General features: G+C 69.3%; 19 protein-coding genes. 11 read left to right on the top strand and 8 right to left on the bottom strand.

Going from position 1 to position 25,355, the window contains the following annotated elements; translation table 11 throughout:
• The first annotated feature begins 68 nt into the window (after positions 1–68).
• The 4 genes from GGR71_RS16435 (at position 69) to GGR71_RS16420 (ending at position 5,391) form a co-directional block, all read left to right on the top strand.
• A complete protein-coding gene (locus GGR71_RS16435) occupies positions 69–2,273 on the top strand; it encodes a methyl-accepting chemotaxis protein (RefSeq protein ID WP_160960433.1) in 2,205 nt (734 codons plus the stop codon).
• A 409-nt stretch (positions 2,274–2,682) separates the two neighbouring features.
• On the top strand, positions 2,683–3,246 hold the full coding sequence (locus GGR71_RS16430; RefSeq protein WP_160960436.1) for a DUF6891 domain-containing protein: 564 nt from the start codon (positions 2,683–2,685) through the stop codon (positions 3,244–3,246).
• 124 nt (positions 3,247–3,370) lie between these two features.
• The gene (locus GGR71_RS16425) at positions 3,371–3,997 is read left to right on the top strand and encodes a hypothetical protein (protein ID WP_237474383.1); all 627 of its coding nucleotides are present in this window, start codon (positions 3,371–3,373) and stop codon (positions 3,995–3,997) included.
• A gap of 11 nt (positions 3,998–4,008) precedes the next feature.
• Positions 4,009–5,391, top strand: coding sequence for an XVIPCD domain-containing protein (locus GGR71_RS16420; protein ID WP_160960442.1), 1,383 nt, complete (start codon positions 4,009–4,011; stop codon positions 5,389–5,391).
• A 145-nt stretch (positions 5,392–5,536) separates the two neighbouring features.
• Here the strand turns inward: GGR71_RS16420 and bamE are convergent, their stop codons facing one another.
• Positions 5,537–6,115 carry an outer membrane protein assembly factor BamE domain-containing protein gene (gene bamE / locus GGR71_RS16415; RefSeq protein ID WP_160960445.1) on the bottom strand — a complete coding sequence of 193 codons (579 nt, stop codon included), beginning with the start codon at positions 6,113–6,115 and terminating at the stop codon, positions 5,537–5,539.
• A gap of 164 nt (positions 6,116–6,279) precedes the next feature.
• On the opposite strand from bamE, the gene GGR71_RS16410 reads away from it, so the two are divergent.
• Together GGR71_RS16410 and GGR71_RS16405 are read left to right on the top strand one after the other, a co-directional pair.
• Positions 6,280–6,483 (top strand): YdcH family protein, encoded by a 204-nt coding sequence (locus tag GGR71_RS16410; RefSeq protein ID WP_017908896.1) that lies wholly within the window; start codon positions 6,280–6,282, stop codon positions 6,481–6,483.
• Positions 6,480–7,058 carry a DUF488 family protein gene (locus GGR71_RS16405; RefSeq protein WP_160960448.1) on the top strand — a complete coding sequence of 193 codons (579 nt, stop codon included), beginning with the start codon at positions 6,480–6,482 and terminating at the stop codon, positions 7,056–7,058. The genes GGR71_RS16410 and GGR71_RS16405 overlap by 4 nt, the downstream gene beginning before the upstream one ends.
• Positions 7,059–7,145: 87 nt before the next feature.
• Here the strand turns inward: GGR71_RS16405 and GGR71_RS16400 are convergent, their stop codons facing one another.
• The 3 genes from GGR71_RS16400 to GGR71_RS16390 form a co-directional block, all read right to left on the bottom strand.
• Positions 7,146–7,994, bottom strand: coding sequence for a DUF2884 family protein (locus tag GGR71_RS16400; RefSeq protein WP_160960578.1), 849 nt, complete (start codon positions 7,992–7,994; stop codon positions 7,146–7,148).
• A 231-nt stretch (positions 7,995–8,225) separates the two neighbouring features.
• Positions 8,226–10,898, bottom strand: coding sequence for a glycerol-3-phosphate 1-O-acyltransferase PlsB (plsB, locus tag GGR71_RS16395; RefSeq protein ID WP_160960451.1), 2,673 nt, complete (start codon positions 10,896–10,898; stop codon positions 8,226–8,228).
• On the bottom strand, positions 10,898–11,836 hold the full coding sequence (locus GGR71_RS16390; RefSeq protein ID WP_160960454.1) for a hypothetical protein: 939 nt from the start codon (positions 11,834–11,836) through the stop codon (positions 10,898–10,900). The genes plsB and GGR71_RS16390 overlap by 1 nt, the downstream gene beginning before the upstream one ends.
• A gap of 376 nt (positions 11,837–12,212) precedes the next feature.
• On the opposite strand from GGR71_RS16390, the gene GGR71_RS16385 reads away from it, so the two are divergent.
• The 4 genes from GGR71_RS16385 (at position 12,213) to GGR71_RS16370 (ending at position 21,137) form a co-directional block, all read left to right on the top strand.
• Positions 12,213–15,278, top strand: a complete 3,066-nt coding sequence (locus GGR71_RS16385; protein WP_160960456.1) for a discoidin domain-containing protein — start codon at positions 12,213–12,215, stop codon at positions 15,276–15,278.
• Positions 15,275–16,351: a substrate-binding domain-containing protein gene (locus tag GGR71_RS16380; protein WP_160960458.1), complete on the top strand. Its 1,077-nt coding sequence runs from the start codon at positions 15,275–15,277 to the stop codon at positions 16,349–16,351. Before GGR71_RS16385 ends, GGR71_RS16380 begins: the two co-directional genes overlap by 4 nt.
• Before the next feature lie 90 nt (positions 16,352–16,441).
• Positions 16,442–19,501, top strand: coding sequence for a TonB-dependent receptor (locus tag GGR71_RS16375; protein ID WP_160960460.1), 3,060 nt, complete (start codon positions 16,442–16,444; stop codon positions 19,499–19,501).
• A gap of 118 nt (positions 19,502–19,619) precedes the next feature.
• Entirely contained in the window at positions 19,620–21,137 is a 1,518-nt protein-coding gene (locus GGR71_RS16370; protein WP_160960463.1) for a tryptophan halogenase family protein, read from the top strand.
• A 193-nt stretch (positions 21,138–21,330) separates the two neighbouring features.
• Here GGR71_RS16370 and pyrF read toward each other — a convergent pair whose 3' ends face one another.
• Together pyrF and GGR71_RS16360 are read right to left on the bottom strand one after the other, a co-directional pair.
• Entirely contained in the window at positions 21,331–22,062 is a 732-nt protein-coding gene (pyrF, locus tag GGR71_RS16365) for an orotidine-5'-phosphate decarboxylase (RefSeq protein WP_160960466.1), read from the bottom strand.
• Positions 22,059–22,973 carry a 5'-nucleotidase, lipoprotein e(P4) family gene (locus GGR71_RS16360; protein WP_160960468.1) on the bottom strand — a complete coding sequence of 305 codons (915 nt, stop codon included), beginning with the start codon at positions 22,971–22,973 and terminating at the stop codon, positions 22,059–22,061. Before GGR71_RS16360 ends, pyrF begins: the two co-directional genes overlap by 4 nt.
• A gap of 248 nt (positions 22,974–23,221) precedes the next feature.
• On the opposite strand from GGR71_RS16360, the gene GGR71_RS16355 reads away from it, so the two are divergent.
• A complete protein-coding gene (locus GGR71_RS16355; protein ID WP_160960471.1) occupies positions 23,222–23,869 on the top strand; it encodes a YceH family protein in 648 nt (215 codons plus the stop codon).
• A 225-nt stretch (positions 23,870–24,094) separates the two neighbouring features.
• On the opposite strand, the gene GGR71_RS16350 is transcribed toward GGR71_RS16355, so the two are convergent.
• Both GGR71_RS16350 and GGR71_RS16345 read right to left on the bottom strand, forming a co-directional pair.
• Complete coding sequence (locus tag GGR71_RS16350; protein ID WP_160960474.1) at positions 24,095–24,637, bottom strand: DinB family protein; 543 nt, start codon at positions 24,635–24,637, stop codon at positions 24,095–24,097.
• 2 nt (positions 24,638–24,639) lie between these two features.
• Entirely contained in the window at positions 24,640–25,176 is a 537-nt protein-coding gene (locus GGR71_RS16345) for a GNAT family N-acetyltransferase (RefSeq protein ID WP_160960477.1), read from the bottom strand.
• Between the last annotated feature and the right edge of the window lie 179 nt (positions 25,177–25,355).

Raw genomic sequence — 25,355 nt, 5'->3', positions numbered from 1 at the left:
CGCTCGCCGGGGGTCAAGTTCGCGACGCCGATACCGATAGAGGTACCCCCCCTCGCGAGTCCCCCCCGATGCACTTCTTCCACTCCTTCAAGGTGAGTCAGCGCCTTGCGCTGTCGTTCGGCCTGCTGATCGTGCTGCTTGGCGCGTCCTCTACCTTGGCGCTCTACCAGTTCCACACTGTGCGCCAGGCGGTCGACAAGATCGTCCACGAAAACAATCAGAAGACCGGCCTGCTGTACACCATGCTGCGCAACAATATGAGCGCGGAGCGCTACCTGCGCGACATGATGCTTTCGCCGGCCGACAAGCGCCCGGCGATCGCCGCCAAGATCCAGGAGATCCGCGCCGACAACGACCGCCGCCGCAAGGCCCTGGACGCCCTGCCGGGCACGCCGGAAGGCCTGGCCATGCGCAAGGAGATCCATGCCGCGCAGGCGGCCGCACGCTCGGTCAACAGCAGGGTATTGGCGTTGGCCAGTTCCGGCGAGATCGAGGCGGCCAGGCAACTGCTGTACGGCGATGCCGCGCCGTTGCTGGCGCGGCGCGTGGAGGTGATCCAGAACGCGGTCGATCTGCAGATCCGGCAGAACGCGCTCAGCTCCGAGCAGATCCAGGCGGCCCTGGTCTTCAGCAATCGTGCCTTGATCGGGTTCGGCCTGCTGGCGGCGGTGCTCGGCGCGACCTTGAGCGTGCTGATCACCCGCAGCCTGGCCGGGCCGCTCGGGCGCGCGACCGAAATCGCCGAATCCATCGCCCAGGGCCGGCTGGACCATCGGATCCCGCCGCAGCCCAAGGACGAGACCGGCCGCCTGTTGACCAGCATGGACCGCATGCAGGCGCAGCTGCAGGCGGTGATGGCGGCGCAGTCGCAGGTGGCCAGGCACCACGAGCGCGGCGACGTCAGCCAGCGCATGGACGAGCACGCGTTTCCCGGCGAGTACGCACGCATGGTGCGGGAGAGCAATGCGTTGCTGGACATGCACGTGAGCCTCCAGCAGCGCCTGCTGGAGATCATGGGGCGCTATGCGATCGGCGACTTGTCGCAGGACATGGATCGCCTGCCCGGCGAGCAGGCCGCGCTCACCGAGACCATGGACCAGGTCAAGCGCAATCTGTCGGCGATGAATGCCGAGATCGGGCACTTGGTCGACGCCGCGGCCGCCGGCGACTTCGCCGTGCGCGGCGACACCGCGTGCTTCCAGTACGGCTTCCGCGACATGGTCGAGGGGTTGAACCGGTTGATGGCGACCACCGACGGCAATCTGCAGGCGCTGTCCAAACTGCTGCAGGACATCGCGAGCGGCGACCTGACCACGCGCATGGAGGGGCAGTTCCAGGGCGTGTTCGCGCAGATGCGCGAGGATGCCGATGCCACCGTGGCCCAGCTGACCGGGATCGTCGACCGCATCCAGCATGCGTCCGGGCAGATCACCGGCGCCGCCGGCGAGATCGCCGCCGGCAACGCCGATCTGTCGCGCCGCACCGAACAGCAGGCCGCCAGCCTGGAGGAAACCGCTGCCTCGATGGAGGAGCTCACTTCCACCGTGCGCCAGAACGCCGAACGCGCCAGTCAGGCCAATCAGCTGGCCATCGGCGCGACCGCGGTGGCCTCGCAGGGCGGCGCGGTGGTGGCCCAGGTCATCGACACGATGAACGGCATCCAGACCTCGTCCAGGCGGATCGCCGACATCATCAGCGTGATCGACGGCATCGCCTTCCAGACCAACATCCTCGCGCTCAACGCCGCGGTGGAGGCAGCGCGCGCCGGTGAGCAGGGCCGCGGGTTTGCCGTGGTCGCCAGCGAAGTGCGGGTGCTGGCGCAGCGCTCGGCCGAGGCCGCCAAGGAGATCAAGCAGCTGATCGACGACTCGGTGAGCAAGGTGGACGCCGGCTCGCTGCTGGTCAACAGCGCCGGCAGCACCATGCACGAGATCGTCGTCAGCGTGCAGCGCGTGACCGACTTCATGACCGAGATCTCGGCCGCTTCGCAGGAGCAGTCGAGCGGCATCGAACAGGTCACCCAGACCATCACCCACATGGATCAGGCCACCCAGCAGAACGCTGCATTGGTGGAAGAAGCGGCGGCGGCGGCCCAGGCGATGGAGGAGCAGGCGATCCAGCTCAGCGAAGCGGTGAAGGTGTTCATCCTGTCCGGCGGCAACGGGGACCTGGCGGCGCGGAGCCAGGCCAAGCCCTTGGGCACGGCCGGTACCTCGACCTCCAGGCGTGGTCTGCGGCGGGTGGCACCGTTGCTGGTCGAGCAAGCCTGCTAGGGACGACGAGATGGCGCGCGCTGCTGACCGCAGCGCGCGCCATGCCTTCCCAGATTCCCGGGGAGGGAATGGTGCACGGGGAGCGTTCGCAGAAGCGCGGGTCCATGGTCGCGGGTGATGTTTGCTGGCAAACGCCAGTGTCCGTCGGGCCTCGGCCGCCTGCTGTTCCGTCGTGGTGCAGCGTCAGGCACCCATGCAAGACGAGGCTAGGCAGGCGACTCGCAGCAGGGACGCGCCTGCGTCAACAGTCAGCCAGTGCGTCGGTTTCCGCTCCTGCCGGTGCTTGCAAAGCGCGCGGGTGATGCGCGGATCCACCACGGCGCAGAGATTCCTGTGACCCATCCCGAGGCGCTGCAGCGACTGCTGACGTGTGGAATCATGGATGGTCCCGAAGCCCGCAGGCTCTGCCATGAACGACTCCGACGCCTACGTGTACGACGTAATCCGCAAATGGGTCTGGTCCGGGTTCTACTCCCAGGACGAGATCCAGGAGATGGTCGAGGACATCCTCGAAGACGACTGCGACGAGGCAATGCTGCGGGCCTCGGTCGCCAGCCAGTGGCAGGCCAAGCAGCAGGCGGAACAGACCTGGTCGGCGCAGACCGATTGCGACCGGCTGGATGCCCTGTTCGAGCGGTTGCACGCCGCCGGCATCTGCGCCCTGGCCAACGCCGGCTACACCATGTCCGACGGTCACGTCGAAGTGAACCAAGCGGTGGCCGACGCGCCGGACCGGCGCTATCACGGCTACTGCTTCTATCACGGCCAGGACATGGAGCGCGCCATCGATGGCGGTGGGCTGATGCTGGCGTTCGGCGATCTCGACGGACGCGAGGAGGCGGATCTGGCGGTCGGCCAGCAGGTCGCGGCGGCGTTGCGTGAGGCCGGCTTCACCGTGGACTGGGACGGCACGCCGCGCAAGCGTATCGATCTGCCGGCCTTCGTCTGGCAACGCCGTTTCGACTGGGATTGATGCACGCTGACGCGAGGCGCTGCGGTAGGCTGCGCGTCGCGGGCCCGCTGGCTACAATCCGGGTCCTGCCCGCCGCGCCGCGGTGTGCGGCAGGCGTTCGATGGAGATGCGCTTGATGGAGCAGATGTTTCCCCGCAGTCGCCGCGCCGCGCCGCGCTGGACCGGTCCGTGCCTGGTGCCGCGTGCGGCCCTGGTACTGGTCACCGCGTTGCTGGCCGCCTGTGCCGGCGCGCATTCCTCTTCCCCCTCGATCACCCCTGCAGACAAGGAGCGGGCCATGGCGGAGATGACGCCAGAGCAACTGACACAAGGCGTAGTACGGCTGATCCTGGCGATCGGCGGCAAGCAGGATCTGGCCGGCGCGCAGGTCGCCGCGCAGACCGGCGTGCAGGTCGAGGACGAGGGCGGGCATGCGTTCAGCGCCTCCGGCACGCTGGCCGGCGGTGGCGGCTACACGTTGGAATCGGTCGCCGATGCCGACGCTGTACCGCCGTCGCGGCTGGACCTGCGCTTCACGCCCGCCCCGGGCGCGGCGCCCACCCAATGCACGCAGTCGCTGGCAGGGTATCGGCAGGCGCTGGTCGCGGCCGGCTTCGTGCCGCGCTGGATCGCGCCGCCGCGTCAGGGCAGTGCGGGCCGCTGGCATTTCGAGCGCGGCGCGGTCGCCGTGTACGCCTTCGTCGGCAAGGACGCCGGCGAACACGACGCACAGGCGTGCGTGGAGATGCTGCAGATTCTGGTCGACGCATAAGGAGCGCGGAGATGGCACACGACGACGAACGCCTGAAGGGCATGGTCGACACCTTCGCGCAGGCGCATCCCAAGGAAGGCCAGGCGCTGCGGCGGATGCTGGACAACACGCCGGAATTGCGCTCGCGCGTGGAACAGGCGGTCGCGCAGGGCCAGGTGTCCGGCTTCGCGCCCAGCCCCGAGGCGGGCACCGGCTCGTACAGCCCGCGCACCGGGCAGATCGAGTTGCCCATGGACGTGCTCGGTACGGCCAAGATGAACGCGCCGCGCGACGATTCGGCCAACACCGCCCGCATCGTGCTCGGCCACGAAATCGGCCATGCGATCAACAAGGCCGCCATCGACCGCAGCGACGCCGCGTTCGCCGCCAAGGTGGACGGCATCGCCGCGTCGCCCTCGCCGCACGACTACACCGCCACGCTCCAGGCCTACGGGCAGGAGCAGCGCACTCGCGAGGCCAAGGACGAGATCGCCGGGGTCAACACGCTGTCCGATTACGTCACCCGCAACAACCCCAAGGCCACGCTGAAGGACCTATACAACGCCAGCAGCGAGATGGCGAGCTACATCGACAAGCAGGGCGTGGGCAGCAAGGCCACCTACACCGCCAGGGACGGGCTGAGCTTCGGCAAGGATCTGAAGATCGACGCCGACAACCCCCGCAACGTGGAGGCGATGGGCAAGCTGTTCTACGACGCGCGCGGCTATCCGCAGAACTACGGCGAGCGCGCGCTGGCGCAGATCGCCAATGCCGAGGACCGTGCGCAGGCGCAGCACCCCGAGCGCACGCCGCCGGCGGTGCATGCCGACCTGAAGGCGGTCGGCATCGATGCCGCGCAGGTGCCGCGCGACCTGCTGCCGGCAGGATTCCGCGACGGTCCCGCACCGGCGCCCGCGCCGGCACCGAAGCCCGAGCCGCAGGCGCAGCCGCCTGCGCCGCGTGCCGGCGAGCCCGCCGCCGCGCCGGGTGCCGCCGACTGCGCCCTGCACGACCGGGTGCGCGCTGGCGTGGCGCAAGCGGAACAGGCGATCGGCAAGGGCTGGGACGACAACAGCGAGCGCATGACCGCCAGCCTGACCCTGTTGGCCAGGCAGAACGGCTTCAGCGAGCGCGACCAGCTGTCGGTGGGCTTCAACCGGCCCACCGCCGCTCACCAAGGCGGCGAACTGGCGTTCGTGTACCGCAACGGCGGCGATGTCTCGCCCGATCCCTACGCCAACCGCGCGCACATGCCGACCAGCGAGGCGATCGCGCGGCCGGCCCAGGAAACCTACCAGCAGCTGCAGCAACTGAGCGCGCAGCAGGGCCTGGCGCAGCGCCAGGCGCAGGAGCAAGAGCAGGCATTGCAGCAAGGCCCGACGCGGACCGATCCGCCGCAGGTGCTGAGCCGCTGAGCGCAGCGCGCGGCGGGACGCACCCTGCGCCCGCCGCGGCGCCGGTCCGCCATGGTCGCGACAGGCCGCGGCCATGGCACGCGATTCGCGCCGCCTCCCGTCTGGTCGGCAGCGCGGCGCCAAAGCGCGCCGCAGCGCGCCCGGTTTACGGCTGCCAGACCAGGTTCTGGGTCTTCGGATCGGCGGTGACCTTCTCGACCTTGCCGGTACCGTCGAAGGACACCTGGAACTCGTTGAAGCTGTCGAGCCAGTAGCGCCACAGCGGCGCGTCCAGGCTCGGGTTCTCGCTGCTGATCGGATAGCCCAGCGCCATCAGCACCTGTTCGCGGGTCATGCCCTTGGTCACGCGGTTGGCGGCGATCGCCTCGCGGATCTTCGGCGGGTAGGCCGCCAGCTTCAGCGTGGGATCCTGCGCGACCACGTAGCGCTGGGCGAAAGCCTCGTTGCCCAGGTCGCGGCTGTAGTCGTTGCCGATCGACTGCTTCTTGCCGTCGATCAGCACATTGACCCGATAGCGACCGTAGCCGGTCACCTGCACCGGCGTGCCGGCCGGGATCACCCGCTTGCCGTCTTCGGCGTAGTTGCTGTCGCTGATCCAGCTGCCGTCGCTGCGCATGTTGCAGCACAGGAAGCCGGAGAACTTGGGATCGGCCGCCGCGGCCAGGTGCGGCAGGGCCGCCGCCAGGGCGAGGGCGAGAACGAACGGGGAACGGAACGAACGCATGCTGACTCCTTTCGGCGCGGCGATCCTGCCGCGGGTGGCACGAGGGTGGGAGGAAGCCGCCTCCGCCGCGGCCCCCGCGCGCATTGTGCCGCCTGGCCTGCGCCGGGCATAGCGGCGCGCTGCACGGTGACGGCGGACCGGTGGCCTGTGTATGCTCGAACCTCGTGGACACCCTGACGCCCGCCGAGATCTCCCTGCGCATCGACGCCCTGCGTCGCGAGCACCGCGCGCTCGACGAACAGCTGCAGCGCATCCCGGCCAATCTGGACGACGAGCTGGAAGCCAAGCGGCTGAAGAAGCGCAAGCTGCAACTGAAGGACTGCATCCTGCGCCTGGAGCATCTGCTGATCCCCGACGAACCGGCGTGAGCGCGGCGACCTTCTTCAGCGTCGGCCATTCCACGCGCAGCCTGGAGACCTTCCTGCAGATCCTGCAGGACGCGGGCGTCACCCACCTGGCCGACGTGCGCGCGTTTCCGTATTCGCGGCGGTTCCCGCAGTTCGACGGCAGCGCGCTGGCGCCGGCGCTGGCCGCCGCGGGCATCGCCTATCGGCATTTCCGCACCCTGGGCGGGCGCCGCGGCAAGCAGCCGGGCGTCGATCCGCAGCGCAATGGCTACTGGCGCAGCGTCAGCTTCCACAACTACGCCGACTACGCGCTTGGCGCCGAATTTGCCGAGGCGCTGACCGAGTTGCAGGCCTTCGGCGACGACGGCGCGTGCGCGGTCATGTGCGCCGAGGCCTACTGGCGCCAGTGCCACCGCCAGATCATCTGCGACCACCTGCTGCACCATGGTCATCCGGTGGTGCATCTGATCGATGTCGCCCGTAGGGAGCCGGCCACGTTGAATCCGGCCGCACGCAGCGATGCGCAGGGGCAGTTGGTCTATCCGCCCGAGGCCGCCGACGCCGGCCCGCGCACCGGGGATCTGTTCGACGCCTGAGTCGCGTCGCCGTGGTCGCAGGGCGTCAGGGTGTCCTGCGCCTTCTTCGATTCCCCGCGGAGCGCAACACGCGCGGCGGCGTCAGGCTCAATCCTGCGGGACCGACGGCACCGCGACCGCGTTGCTGCGCGGCGTATCGTCGGTGCTGACGAGCGTGGTGGTGTTCTGCCCGTTCGCTCCGTCCTGGGTGGCGGCGAGCAGGCGCAGGGGCTGGCCGCGGTAGCGGTACTCCAGCGCCTGCTGCAGCTGGTCCAGCCGGGTCACTCGCGCGCACAGCGCCTCGGCCTTGCGCTCGATGCCCTTGCTGCGCGCCTCCAGTCGCGCCTCCAGGGCGGCATCCATGCGGTCGGCGCGTTCGCCGATGGCGTCCGCGCGGCCGGTCACGACCTGCCAGAGCACGTGACGGGTGATGCTGCTCACGAAGCTCTCCGCCTGCGTCTCGACATAATCCTCGAACCGGTCGTCGAACGCCTCCTGGTCCCAGCGCCCCTGGCCGAGCGTGCCGTCGACATAGGTGTTGGCGTGCGTGCGCAGTCGTTCGATCTTGCGCGCGTTGCCGGCACTGCCGGTCAGCATCTCCACGACCGAGCCGAGCACGTCGTAGCTGAGATCGACCACCTCGTGCGAGAGGTCGGTCACCTGCGGCATCAGCGCGCGGGTTTCGCGTTCCATCTCCAGCAGCCGCTGCGCATCGGCATCGCCGATCTGCTGCACCCGATGATCCACGCTCAGTTCGCCGGCATGGAAGAAGATCTCGCGCGGCCCCTCGCCATCGCTGCGGGTCAGCCAGATGCCGCCGCTGTCGGCGAGTACGTTGAACGGCGTGCTCAGGCCGCACTGGCGCGAGGACACCTGCGGCCGATGGTCGCGCTTGCGGCCGTCGCTGTCGTCGCCCTGGTCGGCCGACGCGGTTCCGCTGGCGGCGGCGAGCAGCAACAGAGCGAAGAAAGGAGCTGTGCGCATCGCCGGAACCCATATCGGGGAATTCCGAGCATGCTCGCGGCGGCACCGGCCCGCGGTCGCGTGTCGGAAGTCATTGTGCCGCGCCGCAGTGATAGCGGGCGCCTTCGTGTTTGGCGCGTCGCCACGCGCCGCGCCGTCGTGTTCAGCGCGTCGCCACGCGCCAGGATCCCACCGCGTCACGACTGCAGGTGCAGCACCGCCGCCTCAGTCCTGCGGCACCGGCGGCTCCTCGACCTTCGCCGCTTCCGGGCTGACCCGCTCGATGGTGTGGCGCAGCTCACGGCCAAGAATGAACTTGGCGTCCTTCGCCCACGCATCCAGCCGCTCGTCGAACACGAGTTTGCTGTTCTCGTCCGGCCACACCAGCTTCAGTTCGCGCAGTTTCTGGATGAAGCCGCGGAACAGGGTCTTGTCGAAGAATTCCGGCGCGGCCGGCGCGTACAGCAGGCTCAGGCGTTGCGCGGCCTGCTGGCACAGGCTCTCCAGTTCGCCGGCGCCGAGCTTGCCCGGGCCGTTCTTCACCAGCACCGAGATGGCGATGTAATAGCGCTCGAACGCCTGTTGCAGCGAGTGGCCGATGGCGCGCAGGCGGAACACTTCGTCGGTCTGGCCGGTGTTCCGCGCCAGCACGCTGCCGTCGTCCTCGTTCAGCTGCAGCAGCAGGCCTTCGCGCACGAACACGTCGATGGTGCGTTCGATGCGCTCGGCGAACTGGTCCTCGCTCCACGGCAGGAACAGCTCCGACTGCAGGAACGGGTACACGGTGCGGCCCAGCCGCAGCAGGCCGGCGCGGCTCATACGGCGGTTGTTCTGGAAGCAGCAGGCCACCCACGAGGAGGCGGTGAACAGGTGCAGCACGTTGTTGCGGAAGTAGCTCAGCAGCACCGCGTTGTCGCCGTTGACGCTGAGCACGTCGCCCAGCGGGTGCGGCGTGCGGGTGAGCACGTTGATCTCTTCGGCGTGGGCGATGATGCGCTCGGGCGAGTGCGGGGTCACCGTGACGCGGTCCGAGTACGGCAGTTCCGCCAGCAGCTTCTTGCACAGTTCGATCTGCGCGATCAGGTCGGCCTCGCCCATGGCGTGCTTGGGCGTGGACAGCAGCGCCAGCGCCAGCAGGTTGACCGGATTGACGTCGGCGGCGGCGTTGATGTGCACCTGGATCTGCTGCGCCAGCGCATCGACGGTGCCGTTCAACCAGGCCGGCTTCTCGTCCTCGCCCAGCGGCCGGCCGTCCCATTCCGGCGCGCGCTGCGCCAGCACCTGGCTCAGCGGGATCGGCTCGCCGAAGTTCACCACCACCTGGCCGTAGTTCTGCTTGAGCACCTTGGGGATGCCCCACAGCAGCGCCCAGATCGATTCCTTCTCCTTGGGCCGGCCGCTGAGTTCGTCGAGGTAGCTGTTGCCCTCCATCAGCTTTTCGTAGCCGACGTAGATCGGCTGGAACAGCACCGGCTTGCGCGGCTGGCGCAGGAACGCGCGCAAGGTCATCGCGATCATGCCGCCCTTGGGCTGCAGCAGCCGGCCGGTGCGCGAGCGGCCGCCTTCGATGAAGTATTCGATCGAGTAGCCGCCGGCCACCAGCTGCGCCACGTACTCGCTGAGCACCGCCGAGTACAGCGCGTTGCCCTTGATCGAGCGGCGGATGAAGAACGCGCCGCCCTTGCGCAGCAGGGTGCCGACCACCGGCAGGTTGAGGTTGATGCCGGCCACGATGTGCGGCGGCACGATGCCGCGCTCGTACAGCAGGTAGGACAGCAGCAGGTAGTCCATGTGGCTGCGGTGGCTGGGCACGTAGATCACTTCGTGCCCGGGCGCGGCGTCCTTGAGCTTGTCCAGGTGGTGGACCAGCACGCCGGCGTAGATGCGGTTCCAGACGTGGGTCAGCAGGAAGCTGGCCGAGCGCACCACCGGGCTGGAGTAGTCGGCGGCGATCTCCCAGGCATAGGCATGCGCCTTGCGCCAGGCGTCCACCGGCTTGCTGTTGTCGCGCTTGGCCTGCGCGGCGATCGCCTCGCGCACCGGCTCGGCGGCCAGCACCTGGTCCACCAGCAGGCGCCGGGTCGACAGGTCCGGGCCGATCACCGCCTCGCGGATGCGCCGGAAATGGGTGCGCAGCACGCGCTGCAGCTTGCGCACGGTGCGCTCGGGCGGCAGCCCTTCCTCCACCGTCTGCCGCATCGACACCGGCGGGGCGAAGCGCACGATGGTGCTGCGGCCGTTGAGCAGCACGCCGAGCAGGCGCCGGAAGCTGCCCACCAGCGCCCAGTTTTCCGAGAACAGCACGGCGAACCAGCCGCTCTGCTTGTCCGGGGCGCGGCCGACGAAGATCGACACCGGCACCAGGTGGATGTCCAGGTCCGGGCGCTCGCGGTGCGCCTGCAGCAGCTTGGCCAGCGAATCGGAGTGGGTCTTGGCGCCGCGCTGCTCCGGCAGCAGGGCGTGGTTGCTGCTGCGCCGGGACAGCGCCAGGTAGGCGCGCTTGCGCCCCAGCGGGTCGCCGGGCAGCGGTACCAGCGGCGAGGGCAGGCCGGATTCGCGGCAGGCCTTGTCCAGGATCAGCGCGTTGGACAGGCCATAGTCCTCCAGCACGTACACCACCGGGCGGCCGTCGTTGTACTGGCCGGGCTCGGCTGGCTCGATCTTCAGGCCCAGCCAGGGGTCGGCCAGGCGGCCGAGCAGGCGCGCCCACAGCGGCCCCTTGGCCTGGCGTGCGGCGGTCGCCGCCACCGGCAGGTTGGAGGGAGCAGAGGTCGAGGAGGGGGAAGCGCCGGGGTCGGCCGGGGAAGCGTCGGCGGGCGCACGTGCCGCGTCGGCCGCGCGTGCGGCCGCGGCGTCGTCGGGAAACGGGAGGGGATTCTGTTCGGGCATCGGGGCCATTATCGCTTAGCCGGCGGGGCAGGGTCGGCGGCGGGTGCCGCGGCCGGGGCGGCGGGGCCGGCGCTGGCCGCCAGCACTGCATCCACCTCGCTGAGGGTGTCGCGCAGATACCAGTGCCCGCCGCGGCGCACCAGCACCGCGGTGGTGTCGATCTGTTCGCCGTCCAGCGGGTACTGGATGCGCACCACCGCCTGGTCGCCCTGCTGGTTCACCAGGCCGGTACGCAGCGCGCCGGCGCTGGCGTCCAGGTCCAGGCCGTAGTCGGCCAGCACCGCCTTGAAGTCGGCCAGGAACGGACCCAGCCGGCGCAGGCTCTCGTCCATGCCCAGGGTGCGCAGGTCGGCATCGCTGCGCACGCCGGTGCGGCGCGCGCCCGCGCACAGCCGCGCGATCGCGGCCTGGGCGCGCTTGCGCTCGGACAACGGTGCGCGCGCGGCCCAGGCGCTCAGCGCCTGCACCAGCTGCACGTAGTGGCCGCGCTGCTCGGGCGCGTAGTGGCCCTGGTTGCGCAGGAACTGCACGCCGAACAGGCCCAGCGAGTGCGCCGCCTGCTTCAGGCTGGCGGCCTGGCCGCCGAACTGCGCATCGAACGCGCGTTGTAGCTGGCGCTCGGCATCCGGCGCGGCGAGGGTGTCGAGCACCTCGGGCAGGCGTTCGGCCAGCGGCAGTTCGGTCAGCGGCCAGCGGCTGCGGTCCTCGCTCCAGGCCTGCTGCAGGCGCTGGTACTGGGCCGGCGGCACCGCAGCGTGGGCATAGCCGAGCAGGTCGTTGCGCTGCAGCGCGTGCGCCAGCGTGCGCACCGCTGCAGCCGGTTCGGCGCTGGCGCCGGGCAGTTCGGCGGGCGTGCGTTTGCATCCGCCCGCGGCCAGGGCGAGCATCGCCAACAGCAGGACGCATAGCGCGCGCGAGGAGATGACCCGGGTCGGGCAGGACGACATACGGTGCGGGCTCGTTCCCCAAAACGTCCCGCATCTTGCTGGGCGCGGGCGATTCCGGCAAGCCGGGCGGGGCGTCGGCGCGGGGGCGACCGGCCGGCATCGAGGGGCTGGGTTTGTCGCGGCAGGACATTTCATGACCCGGCATGGGACCCTCGGGACAGGCATGTCGGCGGATGGCCAGATGTGCCAGTGGATTGCGGATGTTGCAACGCATCATGTAACCGCTTGCAGTTGCTGCTAACGTCCGCCCACCTCGATTGAGGCGGTGCTGGCGGGGGAACCAGTGCGATATTCGTCTGACATCATCCGAGTGCTCGGTCACGGTGGCGCACGCCGCTGCGCCTGGCTGTTGTCTGCAGTCCTGTACGGACTTGCGATGACGGCCCCGGCACAGGCGCAGGACGGCCGCCTGCCGCCGCGTGCGCAATGGCAGGCGTCCAGCTCCTCCAAGCAGGTCAAGGCGCAGGCGATCGGCTATCTGATCGACGGCGACGCCAGCACCCGTACCGCCGGCGCCTTCAGCCCCGGGCATTGGTTCCAGATCGATCTGGGCCGTGCCGCGCAGCTCGGCGGCGTGCGCCTGCAGTGGGACACCTCCAATCCGGAAGGCTTCCTGCTGCAGACCTCGCGCGATGGCCAGCGCTGGGACACGGTCTACACGATGGCCGATTCGCTGGGCGGCACCGAGACCGTGTTCTTCGCGCCGCACCTGGCCCGCTACCTGCGCCTGGCCGCGCCCGCGCGCAGCGCCGACTGGGGCGTGTCGATCTACGAAATGGAACCGCTGGGCGCGGCTGCTGCGCAGCTGCGCGGCGTGTCGACGGCCGACGCTGCCGCACTGTGGCAGGGCGGCGCCACGGTGGCGATGCCGGGCAAGGGCGCGCAGGCGCGGCAATTGGACATCGCCTTCCCGCGCGCGTTCGACAGCGCCGGCTTGATCGTCGAGTTCGCCGGCGCGCACGGCGCGGCGCAGTTGCAGGCGCAGGATGCCGCGGGCCGCTGGCGCACGCTGGCCGACGACCCGCAGGCCGGCGACAGCGACAGCGCCTACCTGGCCGGCACCGCGCCGCTGCCGCTGCGCGCGCTGCGCCTGCGCGTCGACGCCGCGCCCGGTGGCGTCGCACCGACCCTGGCGCGCCTGCGCCTGCTCGGGCCGAAGGCGGTGATGACGCCGATGAAGCGCTACCAGGTCGCCGCGCAGCGCGGTGCCACGCGCGCGCTGTTCCCGGCTTCGCTGCACATGCAGCAGACCTACTGGACCGCGGTCGGCATCCACGCCGGCCGGCAGAAATCGATCTTCGACGAGTACGGCAACCTGGAGGCGTGGAAGGGCGCGCCGCTGGTGCAGCCGTTGTGGCGCGACGCCTCCGGCACCACCGCCGGCGCCGACGGCCATGCCCTGACCCACGCGCTGCGCGACGGCTGGAAGCCGATGCCGTCGGTGCGCTGGTCGCCGCAGCCGGGGCTGGAACTGCGCAGCGAGACCTTCGCGATCGAACGCGACGGCCAGCCGGTGACGCTGCTGCGCCATCGCCTGCGCAACACCGGCACCGCCCCGGTCAGCGGCACCCTGTCGCTGCTGGTGCGGCCGATGCAGATGAATCCGCCGTGGCAGAACGGCGGCCTGTCGCCGATCCACGCCATCGCCGTCGACGGCGGCACCGTGCAGGTCAACGGCCGCGCGCTGCTGACCTCGCTGAGCGCGCCCAGCGGCGGCGGCGCCGAGGCGTTCGGCGCGAACGGCGCCACTGAGATCACCCGCCACGTCGCCGCCGGCACGCTGCCGGCGCAGCGCCAGGCCAGCGATGCCGACGGCCTGGCCGCGGCGATGCTGAACTACACGGTGCGCCTGGCGCCGGGTGCGCAACAGGACGTGGTGCTGGCGTTCCCGCTGGGCACCGCCAGCGCCGACGCCCAGGGCCGCCTGCCACCAGCGCCGCCGCTGGACCGCGACGCGCTGCTCGCCGCCGGCCGCGGCGACGCGGGCCGCAGCTTCGACGTGCTGGCCGAGCAGGTCTCCGCGGACTGGCAGCAGCGCCTGGGCAATGTCGGCCTGCGCCTGCCCGACGCCAGCCTGGTGGACATGCTGCGCGCGCAGGCCGCGTACATGCTGATCAACCAGACCGGCCCGGCGATGCAGCCGGGGCCGCGCAACTACAACCGCTCCTTCATCCGCGACGGCATGGCCACCTCGGCGATCCTGCTGCGCATGGGCCAGGCGCAGGTCGCGCGCGACTACCTGCAGTGGTACAGCGACCACGCGGTGCACCCGAACGGGCTGGTCTCGCCGATCCTCAACGACGACGGCAGCGTCAACGACGGCTTCGGCTCGGACCTGGAGTACGACAGCCAGGGCGAGTACATCACCCTGGTCGCCGACGTGGCGCGGCTGGACGGCGGCCCGGAGAGCGTGCGCGCCTACCTGCCGAAGGTGAAGCTGGCGATGCAGTTCCTGCAGGAACTGCGTGAGCGCACCCTGGTGCCCGGCTACATGGCCGAGCAGCCGGCGCCGGAGCGCTTCCGCGGCATCCTCGCCCCGTCGATCAGCCACGAAGGCTATTCCAGCCCCACCCACAGCTACTGGGACGACTACTGGGCGCTGAAGGGCTGGCACGACGGCGCCTGGCTGGCCGACGCGCTGGGCGATGCCGCCACCGCCGCCTGGGCGCGCGAACAGTACGCAGCGCTGCGCACCTCGCTGGCCGCGTCCATCCGCGCCACTATGGCCTGGAAGGGCGCGGACTACATTCCCGCTGCGGCCGACCTGGGCGACGGCGACCCGACCAGCGTCTCGATCGCGCTGGATCCCACCGGCCAGCAGGACCTGCTGCCGGAGGCGGCGCTGCGCACCACCTTCGCGCGCTACCTGGAGGACGTGCGCCAGCGCAAGCAGCCCAACGCGCTGTGGGCCTACACCCCGTACGAGATGCGCAACGTACTGACCTACGTGCATCTGGACCAGCCGCAGGTGGCCGACGAGCTGCTGCAGGACCTGCTGCGCGACCGCCGCCCGTTCGAATGGCAGGTGCTGGCCGAGGTGGTGCAGTCACGGCTGCGCTTCCCGCGCTACCTCGGCGACATGCCGCATACCTGGATCGGCGCCGAGTACGCCCGCACCCTGTTCGGCATGCTCATGCACGAGGGCGACGACGCGCTGGTGCTGCTGCCCGGCGTGCCGCCGGCCTGGCTGGCCGACGACGGCCTGGCCGTGCAGCGCCTGCCCACCGCCTACGGCACGCTCGGCCTGCGCGCGCGCCAGCGCGACGGGCGGCTGCGGGTGGAACTCGACAGCGGCCTGCGCGCCGGCAGCGCCGTGCGCGTGGTCTGGCCCTCGCGTACGCGGCCGACCCAGGTGCGCGTGGACGGCCGCCGGATCGAGCAGTACGACGCCGGCGGCGTCACTCTGTCCACGCCGTTCCGGACCCTGGAGGCACGCTGGTGAGCCCGCCCCCCGTCCCGGCGCCCGATCCGCGCGCCAACATCACCATCAAGGACGTGGCGCGCCTGGCCAACGTGTCGGTGGCCACCGTCTCGCGCACCATGAACGGCCACCAGCACGTGGCCGAAACGGTGCGTGCGCGGGTGCTGGAAGCCGCGCGCACCCTGCACTACGTGCCGCACCACGCCGCGCGCAGCCTGAGCAGCCGCCGCACCCACACCATCGGCGTGGTGCTGCCGGACCTGCACGGCGAGTTCTTCTCCGAACTGATCCGCGGCATCGATACGGTGGCGCGCGAGCGCGGCCTGCACCTGCTGGTGTCCAGCTACCACGGCGAACCGGAACAGCAGCGGCTGGCGGTACGGCGCATGCCCGGGCGCGTCGACGGCTTGCTGATCATGTCGCCGTCCCTGGCCAGCGATGCCGAGGACCCGGCCGACATGCTGCCCGGCACGCTGCCGGCGGTGCTGATGAACTGCGCCGAGCGCATTGGCGAGGCGCAGGTGCTCAACGTCGACAACTACGGCGGCGCGCGCGCCATGACCCGCCACCTGCTGGACGTAGGCCATCGCCGCCTCGCCTTCATCGCCGGGCCGGACGACAACTTCGACGCGCGCGAGCGCCTGCGCGGCTACCGCGACGAACTGCGCGAGCGCTGTCCGCAGGTGGCGCCGCTGGTGCTGCCTGGCGCCTTCGACGAGGCCTCCGGCTACCGCGCCGGCGAGGCGCTATTGCAAGGCCAGCGGCCGGACGTGGTGTTCGCGGCCAACGACATGATGGCGCTGGGCTGCCTGTTCGCCTTCACTCACGCCGGGCTGCGCGTACCCGAGGACATCGCCCTGGCCGGCTTCGACGACGTGCCGATGGCACGCTACGTGCATCCGGCCCTGACGACCATGCGCGTGGACATCGCCGGCTTCGGCGCCCGCGCCATGCAGCTGCTGCTCGCCGCGCTGGAGCCGCATGCCGCTCCGGCGGCGGCGGCGGCGGCGGCATCGGCAGCGTCGGCCAGCGCGATCGCCCCGCAACTGATCGTTCGTGCTTCCAGTGCCCAGCGAGGGACCGCCATGGACTGACACCGACGCATGCCGCACCGATGTCGTTTTTTGCACCACCTAGAAGAACACAACAATGATCCCGTTTACCGCCCTGGGAGGGCTTTTGTCATGAAGAAACCGCGTTCCGCCTCCAACCTGCCCGCACGCAGCCTGCTGTGCTGCGCGCTGGCCACCTGCCTGTTCGCCACGATGCCGGCGATGGCCCAGTCCAGCAACGCCACGCTGCGTGGTCAGGTCGCCGCCGCCCAGGCCGGCACCGAGGTCACCGTCACCAACATCGCCACCGGCTCGGTGCGCCGCGCGCCGGTCGCCGCCAACGGCAGCTATACCGTGGTCGGCCTGCAGCCGGGCACTTACAAGGTCGAGGCCAACGGCGTCACCAAGACCGTGACCCTGCAGGTGGCGTCCTCGTCCACCGTCGATCTCGACGCCGGGACCACCGCCGCCGGCGGCAACGCGACCACGCTGGATACCGTCACCGTCAGCGCGCCGCTGCTGAAGGACGTCAAGACCTCGGAAGTGGGCAACGTGGTGTCGCTGCACCAGATCCAGCAGCTGCCGCAGGCGACGCGCAACTTCCTGGAATTCGCCGACACCGTGCCGGGCATGGTGTTCCAGGTCGATGGCAACGGAAACACCAAGCTGCGCGGCGGTGCGTCCAATGCCAGCGCCGGCAACCTGTACATCGACGGCGTCGGCCAGAAGAGCTACGTCAAGGGCGGCGGTATCGCCGGCCAGAGCGACACCCAGGGCAACCCGTTCCCGCAGCTGGCGATCGGCGAGTACAAGGTCATCACCTCCAACTACAAGGCGGAGTACGGCCAGATCAGCGGCGCGGCGATCACCGCGGCCACCAAGTCCGGCACCAACGAGTTCCACGGTGAGGCGTTCTATCGCTACACCGACCAGGATTTGCGCGACAAGCGTCCTGACGAGGAAAAGAACGGCAAGATTGATTCGCAGACCAAGGAGTACGGCTTCGCCCTGGGCGGCCCGATCATCCAGGATCGCATGCACTTCTTCGTCGCCTACGAGGGCAAGGAGAACGTGGTGCCCAAGAGCGTGCAGGCCGACGCCAACGCGCAGCCTTACATCGGCCTGCTGCCGTCGAACATCTCCAATCAGTTCGGCGCAGCCAACATGCCGTTCAGCGAGGATCTGTACTTCGGCAAGATCGATTTCGAGCCGACCGATCGCGACCGCATCGAACTGAGCGGCCAGTACCGCGACGAGACCCAGACCGGCAATGTCGGCGGTACCAGTGCGCCGGATCACGGCACCGACAAGATCAACAAGGACAAGCGTGCCAATATCCGTTGGCAGCACAGCGCCGACAATTGGTTCAACGAGTTGATCGTCGGCACCGAAGATTCGGAGAACAATCCGAATCCGAAGAGCATCGGCAATGGCATCGTCTACAAGTACTTGGCACCGCGCCCTGGCTCCACCACGGACGTGGATGAGTACACCTTCCTGGAAACCGGCTCCGCCGGCGGCCTGAACGTGCAGCGCAAGAGTCAGAAGGGCTGGTTCCTGCAGAACGACCTGACCTTCACCAGCTTCCAGTGGCACGGCGAGCACACCATCAAGATGGGCGTCAGCTACAAGGACATCAAGCTGACCTCGCAGGATGCCGCTGCGCTCAACCCGCAGTTCAGCTATGCGGTCAACAACAACGGCGTGGCGGCGACACCGTACCGCGTGGACTACGTCGCGCCGTACAGCACGCCGGGCCAGAAGGCCACGGTGGAGTCGCCCTCCAAGCAATACGGCATCTACATCCAGGACGACTGGGCGGCGACCGACAAGCTGATGATCAACGTCGGCGTGCGCTGGGACTACGAGGACAGCCCGGCCTACACCGACTTCGTCACCTCGCAGGCCTTTGTCAACGCGCTGTACGCCAACGATCCGGCCAACCCGGGCCAGCCCTGGGCCAACCGCCTGCTGCCCAGCGGCATCAATGTCGCCGACTACATCAGCACCGGCCGCAACCGCAAGAACTTCAAGGATGGCTGGGCACCGCGCCTGGGCTTCTCCTACGACTTCTTCGGCGACGAGAGCTCGGTGCTGCACGGTGGTGCCGGCCGCTCCTACGATCGCAACCTGTTCGAACAGCTGGCGCTGGAAACCAGCAAGGCCGCGCTGTCGCCGGTCGCGGTGTACTTCCAGAATCCGGCCACCGGTCAGTGCTATCGCGCCGACCGCGTCTGCACCGCGTGGGATCCGCGCTACCTCAATGGCGTGGATCAGTTGAACACGATCCCCGGCGTCAGCGGCAGCGCCGAGCTGTTCATGTTCAACAACCACCTGAAGACGCCGTACAGCGACCAGTACAGCCTCGGCATCACCAATCAGGTCGGCGACTGGCAGACCGACGTGACCTTCCAGCGCATCCTCAGCTATGACGGTTTCGCCATGTCGCTGATCAACCGCTATCCGAATGGCGCGTACTTCCAGGACGGCAACGCGCCGTGGGGTCAGCCGGTGCCGGGCTACCAGAACACGATCCTGGGCATGAACGGCCTCGAGCAGCGCAGCAGCCAGGTGCTGCTGTCGGCCGACAAGCCGTACACCAAGGAATCGGGCTGGGGCCTGACCCTGTCGTACACCCACACCAGTGCGCGTCAGAACCGCAACATCGACGAGCCGTACTCGTTCGACAAGGCGACCATCCACGACTATCCGTTCGTGAAGTCCGATGCGGTGTCGGCGCACCGTTTCGTCGCCTCCGGCTCGATCGACGGTCCGTGGGGCCTGACCTTCGGCGCCAAGCTGGTACTGGCCACGCCCGAGCCGGTCAACACCATCGCGTGCTACGGCAAGACCGATCCCGATGGGGCGACGTGCCAGCAGATCGGCTTCGTTCCTCCTGGCAGCGGCAAGTTCCTGGTCGGCGGCAAGATCTGGGGCTACCGCACGGTCGACTTCCAGGCGACGAAGGACTTCACCGTGTACAACGACTTCAAGTTGACGGCACGCGTGAACCTGCTCAACGCGTTCAACTTCAAGAACTACTCGAGCTACATCTACGGCGGTCCCGACGGCACCGGCAATTACTTCGGTACCGGCGGACGCCTGGATACGAGTTATGTCGGCTTGAACACCACTGGCGACATCAACTACGTCCCGCGCACCGTGACCTTCGAGATCGGCGCCAAGTTCTGATCCACTGCATGACCCACGCGCGTGCCCGACCGGCGCGCGTGGGGTTTCAACGGACGGGGCCGCGTGGCCCCGTCCGCGTTTGCGGTCGCCCCTTTCTTCGGTACAGGACCATGCACGCATGATCGCCGCCCCTCTTCGCAATCTGGTCATCGTCGGCGGCGGTACTGCCGGCTGGATGGCCGCTGCCGCGCTGGCACGTGTGCTGGGCTCCGAGTACCGCATCACCTTGATCGAGTCCGAGCAGATCGGCATCGTCGGCGTCGGCGAGGCCACCGTGCCGCACATCAAGGCCTTCAACAACCTGCTCGGCATCAACGAGGCCGAATTCGTACGCCACACCCAGGGCAGCTTCAAGCTCGGCATCGAGTTCGCCGACTGGCAGCGCCCGGGCACGTCCTACGTGCACGGCTTCGGTACCGAGATCGGACATCCGCTCGGGCTGCTGCCGTTCCAGCAGTACTGGTTCAAGCAGGCGCTGGCCGGCAAGGCCAGGCCGCTGGGCGCCTATACGCTCAACACCGTCGCCGCCAAGCGCGACCGGTTCATGACCTCGGCCACCGACGTGCCGCCGAATTCGCCGCTGGCCAACATCGCCTACGCCTACCATTTCGATGCGGCGCTGTACGCGGGATTCCTGCGCGGCTACGCCGAACAGCGCGGGGTGACCCGGCGCGAGGGCATCGTCGAGGAGGTGCAGCTGCATCCGGAATCGGGCGACGTGCGCGCAGTGCGTCTGGCCTCGGGCGAGGCGATCGCCGGCGACCTGTTCATCGATTGCTCCGGCTTCCGCGGCCTGCTGATCGAGCAGGCGCTGCACACCGGCTACCACGATTTCAGCCACTGGCTGCCCTGCGACCGCGCGCTGGCGGTGCCCTGCGCCAAGGTCGGCCCGCCCACGCCGTACACCCGCGCCACCGCGCGTGCGGCCGGCTGGCAGTGGCGCATCCCGCTGCAGCACCGCACCGGCAACGGCTACGTGTACTGCAGTTCGCACATCAGCGACGACGAGGCCGCCGCGACGCTGCTGGCCAACCTCGACGGCCCGGCCCTGGCCGATCCGCGGCCGCTGCGCTTCGTCACCGGCCGCCGCAAGCAGGTGTGGAACCGCAACGTGATCGCGCTGGGCCTGGCCAGCGGCTTCATGGAGCCGCTGGAATCGACCAGCATCCACTTGGTGCAGTCCGGCATCTCCAAGCTGCTGGAACTGTTCCCGCGCGAGGGCATCAGCCCGGTGCTGGTGCGGCGCTACAACGAGCGCATCGCCTTCGAGTTCGACCGCATCCGCGATTTCCTGCTGCTGCACTACCACGCCACCGAGCGCGACGACAGCGCGTTCTGGCGGCACTGCCGCAACATGCCGATCACGCCGGAACTGCAGGAGACGCTGGACCTGTTCCGCGACAGCGGCCGCTTCTACCGCAACGGCGATGAGATGTTCGCCGAGATCAGCTGGGTGCAGGTGATGGTCGGGCAGGGCATCCTGCCGCGCGCCTACCACCCGCTGGTGGATCAGGTGCCGCAGGCCGATCTGGAGCGCTTCATGGCCAGCGTCGAGCAGACCATCGGCCACTGTGCCGATGCGATGCCGCCGCACCAGGCCTTCATCGACCGCTACTGCGCGGCGCGGCCCGCCTGAGCGCGCCACGCGGCCACCAAACGTGGGCACAAAAAAAGAGGCCACGCGCACCAGGCGCGGGCCTCTTCAAATCCGACCGAAGCCGGAGAACGGTATGGCACATCTCCGGCAGAGCCGGACGCTGGGCATGCTACCGGCATGCCGAAGCTAAAGCAATGCTTTAGGATTTATTGGTTAAGTCATTGATTTGAAATCAGCGAGCGCCGCCAGCCAGCGTCGCCGCGATCTCCCGCTGGATCGCCTCGGCCGCTGCACGCGGGTCGGCAGCCTGGCGGATCGGCCGGCCGACCACGATCGCATCGGCGCCGTCGGTAAAGGCCTGGGCCACGCCCACCGTGCGCTGCTGGTCGTCGCCGACCGGGCCGCCCGGGCGAATGCCGGGGCAGACGATGGAGAAGCCGGCGCCGGTGGCGCGGCGGATCGGCGCCGCTTCCTGGCCGGAGGCGATCACCCCGTCGATGCCGGCCGCCTGCGCGGCCAGCGCGCGCTCCACCACGACGTCCTCAGGCGCGCGGTCGATGCCCATCGACGCCAGGTCGGCGCGGCCCATCGAGGTCAGCACGGTCACCGCCAGCAGGCGCATGTCGCTGCCGTTGGCCTCGGCCGCGGCCTGCATCATCGCCGGGTGCCAGCCGTGGATGGTGCAGTAGTCCACCGGCCACTGCGACAGTCGCCGGATCACCCCGCCCACCGTGGCCGGGATGTCGAAGAACTTCAGGTCCACGAACACGCGCTTGCCGCGCCCGGCCAGCGTGTCCAGCACGTCGAAGTACTCGCCGGAAGCCAGCAGTTCCATGCCGATCTTGTAGAACGCCACCGCATCGCCGAGCCGCTCGATCCACTCCAGCGCCTCGCTGCGTCCGGGCACGTCGAGGGCGAAGATCAGGCGCTCGTGCGGCGCCAGCGCCAGCGGCGCGCGGCTCACTGCGCCAGCTCCAACGCCTGCACCTTGGCCTGGTGGCGCGCGGCGCGCGACTGGGTGAAGTCGTTGTTGAACAGCGCCGGCTCCCAGGACCCGTAGCTGGGGTTGGGCAACATCCACCAGCGCTCGCCGAACCAGTCGTGGTACTGCTGCAGCAACTGCGCGCGGCCTTCCGGGGTGTTGGCCACCACCTGCGCGAAGTCGCCGAGCTGGTCGCCGAACTGCATCAGCACGCGGTACTGCTGGCCGACCAGCTTGCGCCGGCAGTTCTTCTCCGAGCCGTTCTGCTCGCAATCCTTGACCACCGTGCCCAGGCCCAGCAGCACGCTGTTGTCGGCCACTGGCAGGCCGGCGCTGCGCAGGTTGGCCAGGGTCGCGTCGGTCAGGTGCACGGCGCGATTGGTCACGTACAGCACGGTGATGCCCTTGGCGGTGGCGACCTTGGCGAAATCGACCACGCCGGGGACCGGTTTGGCCTTCTTCTCGGCCACCCACTGGTCCCAGGTGACCTCGTCGTATTCCTTGCCGTTGCGGATCAGCCGCGCCTGGTACGGCGAGTTGTCCAGCACGGTTTCGTCCACGTCCATCACCACCGCCGGCTTCAACCCGGTGGCGGCGTTGCCACGCTCCTCCGGCACCAGCGCGTCCCAGTTCGGTTCCTTCAGCGCCGCATCCAGGCGGTCGGCGGCGGCGCGATAGGTCTGCTCGGCCAGGGCCTGGTACTCGGCCGAGCGCTGCATCCACAGCACCGCGTTGAGGTTGTCGTCGGCCGCACCCGGCGTGGCAACTGCTGGCGTGGTGGCGGCTGCGGTGGCGGCCGGCTTGGCGGCAGGGTCGGCGACCTGCGCCTGCGGCTTGCAGGCGGACAGGGCGAGCACGGCGCAGGCCAGTGCGGTGCGGGCGATCGGCGTCATCGGGCGTGGCAACCTAGGCAAATGAACCGCGGATTTTAGCCGGTTGCGATGACAGTGGCGCACGACGCGCCGGCGGCAGGCGTTCTCGCTCACCATGCACAGACTCCCGTCGCTTTCCTTCGGGAATTCGTGACATCCGTATGGCGCCACAAACAGCATTGTGCGATTGCGATGTCCATTCATCACCGATACCGAACCGCAACGCTCCAGCAGTATGCTTTGCCTCACGTACGCCAGAAGCCCGCACGATGACCGACACTGCCGTCCCCGTCCTCTCCGCCATCGAAGCCCGCGCCCTCGGCTGCCTGATCGAGAAGGAGGCGACCACGCCGGATGCGTATCCGCTCACGGTCAATGCGACGGTGGTGGCCGCCAATCAGAAGACCTCGCGCGAGCCGGTGATGGCGTTGAGTCCGGGCGATGTCCAGCATGCGCTGCGGCAACTGGAGGGGCGCGGGTTGGTACGGCAGCAGTTCTCTTCGCGCGCCGAGCGCTACGAGCATCGGTTGGCCGCGGCATTGGATCTGACCCAGCAACAGGTGGCCTTGCTCGGCCTGCTGCTGTTGCGCGGCCCGCAGACGGCCAATGAGTTGCTGACGCGTGCCGAGCGCATGGCGCGCTTCGCCGATGCGGACGACGTGCGTCATCAGTTGGAACGGCTGGCGCAGCGCCAGTTGGCGCTGCAGTTGCCGCGTGCCAGTGGGCAGCGCGAGGACCGTTACATGCACTTGCTCGCCGGTCCGGTGGATGCGGAGGCGTTGGCGGCCACGTTCAAGACACGGCCGACGGCGTCGGGGCATGACGAATTGGAAAGCCGGGTGCAGGCGCTGGAGGCCGAAGTGGCGGAGCTGCGCGAGAGCGTTGCGCAGTTGCAGGCGCAGCTTGCGTCCGAGTGATGCAGCGCTGACGTGGCTCTAAAGAGAGCCTCCCCTTAACTACGAACGCTCACTTGTAGGAGCGGCTTCAGCCGCGACGCGCATCACCTGGATCGTCTGTCGCGGCTGAAGCCGCTCCTACAAGCGCGATGACAGACCCCCTGCAAAACCGCGGCAAAGGCGCGTTACTACAGGTGCCCTAAACATCAAGGCGCTCACCAAGCGCAGGGCACCGCGATCACCGGATCACCCGATCTCCACCTGCGGAATCACCGCCAGCATATCGGTCACGCCGACATCGGCACCCGCCTGGCTGAGCAGGGTGGTGGCCTGGCCGCGGTGGTGGGTCTGGTGGTTGAAGAAATGCAGCAGCAGGTCGCCGAAGCGCCGCCCATGTGATTCACCGCGGGTGTTGCGATAGCGCAGCGCCACGTCCAGATCGTCGGCATGCAGTTGCGAGATCCACTCGGCGATCGTCGCATCCAGGGATTCGCGCTGCATCCGCAGGTCCGCCAGGCAATCGGCCTGCGGCGCATCCAGGGCGGCGGGGACTGGCGTGGCGGCGATGGCCTGCAGCGCCGGGTGCCGCGCCGGATGCTGGGCGAAGCGCTGCAGCCAGATCGTGTCGGCCACCACCAGGTGGTTGAGCGTGCCCAATAGCGACCCGAAGAAGGCGCCGCGGGGCTCGGCGATCGCGGTGTCCGGCAGGGTCGCGGCCGCGGCGTAGAGACGCTGGTTCATCCATTGGCTGTAGTTGGCGAACAGCCGCAATGTGTGCAGGGTGTCCATGCTCAGGCGTGCTCCTCGGGCGCATCCAGCTCGCAACGATACAGTTCGACCTCGGCCGCCTCAGGATTCAGGCGCACCCGCCCCTGGGCGACAAAGCCCAGTGCGGCGAGCAGCCGCAGCGAGCGCGCATTGCCCGGTGCCACAATGGCGTAGACGCGCGGCAGCGCCAGCACGGTGCGCGCATACTCCAGCACCGCGCGCGCCGCCTCGCTGGCGTAGCCCTGGCCCGCATAGGGCTGCAGCAGGGCGTAACCCAGATCGGGGGCAGGCAAGGTGGGCCGCAGCACCAGTCCGGCCACGCCGAGCCAGGTGCCGTCGTCGCGCCGCTCCACCGCATACAGGCCGAAGCCGTGCTTGGCGTAGCTGTGCACCGAGCCGTCGGTGAGGTAGCGGCTGGCCTGCGCTTCGTCGCGCACGCCGCGGTCGCCGATGTGCGCCAGGAAGCCGGGGTCGTTGAGCAGGGCCAGCATCGGCGCGGCGTCGCGCTCGGGGGCCAGCCGGCGTAGCACGAGGCGCGCGGTCTCGATCACGATGGACATGCGGCGCTCCGGCGAGTTGGTGCGACAGCGTGGCGCCGCCGCCCCGGCTTGGCAAGGGCGCAGGCGCAGCGCGGTTCCTGGCGTAGACGCTCCAATGTCGTGAGTCCGGGAAGCACGAGATACCCCGCGCAGAGGCCGCCGCACCCGACATCCCGGTCACATGTAAAAAACGTCTAGTT

Source organism: Xanthomonas sp. F1 (genome assembly GCF_014199855.1).
Note: the sequence above shows the minus strand (reverse complement) of the source record. Positions and strands in the feature narration are given on the sequence as shown.